The organism is Oleiphilus sp. HI0061 (assembly GCF_001635675.1).
The window spans coordinates 1-1,949 of record NZ_LWFE01001255.1; the positions used below are offsets into that span (position 1 = coordinate 1).

The 1,949-nt window shown below is 40.7% G+C and carries 4 protein-coding genes; 3 read left to right on the forward strand and 1 reads right to left on the reverse strand.

All coding sequences use genetic code 11. The annotated features are described in order from the left end of the window. Window positions 1-196: hypothetical protein (locus tag A3735_RS31990; RefSeq protein WP_231882585.1), on the reverse strand; the 196-nt coding region annotated here is incomplete at its 3' end. Window positions 197-284: 88 nt separating this feature from the next. Here A3735_RS31990 and A3735_RS19625 point away from each other — a divergent pair. From A3735_RS19625 to A3735_RS19635, 3 genes are all read left to right on the forward strand, one after another. Next, window positions 285-782: a hypothetical protein gene (locus A3735_RS19625; protein WP_068511113.1), complete on the forward strand. Its 498-nt coding sequence runs from the start codon at window positions 285-287 to the stop codon at window positions 780-782. A gap of 112 nt (window positions 783-894) precedes the next feature. After that, window positions 895-1,350, forward strand: coding sequence for a hypothetical protein (locus A3735_RS19630; RefSeq protein ID WP_068511111.1), 456 nt, complete (start codon window positions 895-897; stop codon window positions 1,348-1,350). Between the two features lie 225 nt (window positions 1,351-1,575). Next, window positions 1,576-1,949 (forward strand): hypothetical protein (locus A3735_RS19635; RefSeq protein WP_156499777.1); only part of this gene is annotated, 374 nt, incomplete at its 3' end.

A 1,949-nucleotide genomic window follows, 5' to 3' on the forward strand; every position in this document is an offset into this window, starting at 1 on the left:
GCACGGTTTCCAACTGTTCCGCTCCGCTGTTTAAGCTTCTCAGGTACATTTTAATTTGTAGAGGTTTCGTTGGTGGTGTGTTCCTAGGGAGTCCGGTAAAGTCGCCATCTAGGGTGTTTTTGTCTCTGGGCAAGTACAAAGGTTTTAACGTGGTGTTTGGTGTAGTTGGGTGTTCTAAAACATCTAACCAGTTCATCAAACATCACTCCGGCCACAAAAACACGTGGCCTACGTTGGACGCACGATAGAGCCGTGCGCCGTTTATAAAAGCGTTAAGTGACCATATGAAAAATATAATTCTAACGATAATAATTGGACTACTAGCAGGTTGTGGTTTTCAACAATATAAACCAAACGAAAGCTTGGTTATCGGAAACCAAAGCTGTACCTCTTTGTCTGGTAAATACACCTTAAACTTCGAAAACTATTCACATTACAATAGCCTTGGTTTTTGGCAACTTCGTCAATACGATCAATTTGAAATAAATGCATCCGCTAATGAACTATTGTTCACTGGGTACAAAAATGAATCTGTAGTTAATTCATCACAAATACTACGTCCTGACTGGTCTTGCTCAAAGGGTATTCTTGCCATCGATATCAAAAATGAAACTCAAAATAATGGTGGTGTAACAGTCTATGAGGCAAGATCATTACAGCTATATTCTTACAAAGCTGGCGAAGTTTACGTTCGCTATAAACAAACTAGTACGGGCCTGGCTTTCTTAATTCCGGTAAGCACCTTCGATGATAGTGTAGTTAAATTAAATGCACTGCATTAAATCACTTAACAAGTTTATCAAACCTCGTTCCGCCCACGAAGGAACGTGGGCTACACTGGACGCGCAAAGACACGCGCGCCGTTTATAAAAGCGTTATATTTAGGGAGTAGTAATGAAAATTGGAAGTTCTATCGTATGTTTGGCAGTAATATTTTTAGCCGCCTGCAGTAGTGGGGGTAATGATACGCCAGACCCGCTCGGAATAAATGGTCTTTGGTCTGCTTCCTGCTATTACGATGAAGAATATGGCGATTATAATCTCGAGTCTTATATATTTAATGGTTACAGTCTAACCGCAAGTTTGGAAGTTTACTCAAATTCATTGTGCACTGGTCAGCCTGATATAGAAGTTAGTGGCAGTGGTACTTTTACACTTGGAAATACAGTTATTACCGCTGGCGGTCCTGAAGCCATCGAGTTCGATGTCATTCTAAAAATAGAAGATCAAACGCTTCAAGTTGCTGACCTTATTCGTGTAGATGGCGACTCACTAAACTGGGGTGTCTATATTGATGGCTCCATTAGGCCAACAGAAATAGACTTTGATGAAACGTATTTTAGACAATAAATATAACAAGTACATCAATGATCGCCCACAAAAGAAATTGTGGGCTGGACCGTCGCTACGCTCCGGCCCATTATGTAAGCGTTACATGCCAATGGAGAGCATTACATGAGGTTAACGACTCTAGTCTTTTTTGCTTTTTTGACTGGGTGTAGTACCCACCAAACAACATTAAAGCAAGATGGTGGTTACAAAATATATGCCATAGAAGAGCAAAAGATTTTTCAATTGACATATCAAGAAATCACATCAATCGTTGATGATGAAATCGTTAATGAAATTGATGGTCCAGAAAGAGGATTCTCTACCAGAATGACTTGGGGTCTGGATTGGTATAACGTCTTCGTCAAGATTGTTCCCGTTGAGGGTGTTAGTTTAAGCGGTAAGAATGTTAAGGGCTATTTTGTAGAGCTTGGCGGAAAAGGAACTTACCCGACTTCAAGGCCGCAAAAAATTATTGATAATATTCAGAAAAAGCTTGAAGAATCAGGTACGGGGGTAATGGTTAGCTCATACAGAAAATCATCCTACCAGTTTGAGCGCGACCGGTGGCGCCTAAACGAGAAGGCATCTGCTAGAGATAACGGTGATTCGGTTATGGA

Bases quoted from the DNA above. Each gene is read 5' to 3' on its own strand.
- A3735_RS19625 (WP_068511113.1), top strand. From the start codon at position 285: ATGAAAAATATAATTCTAACGATAATAATTGGACTACTAGCAGGTTGT.
- A3735_RS19630 (WP_068511111.1), top strand. From the start codon at position 895: ATGAAAATTGGAAGTTCTATCGTATGTTTGGCAGTAATATTTTTAGCC.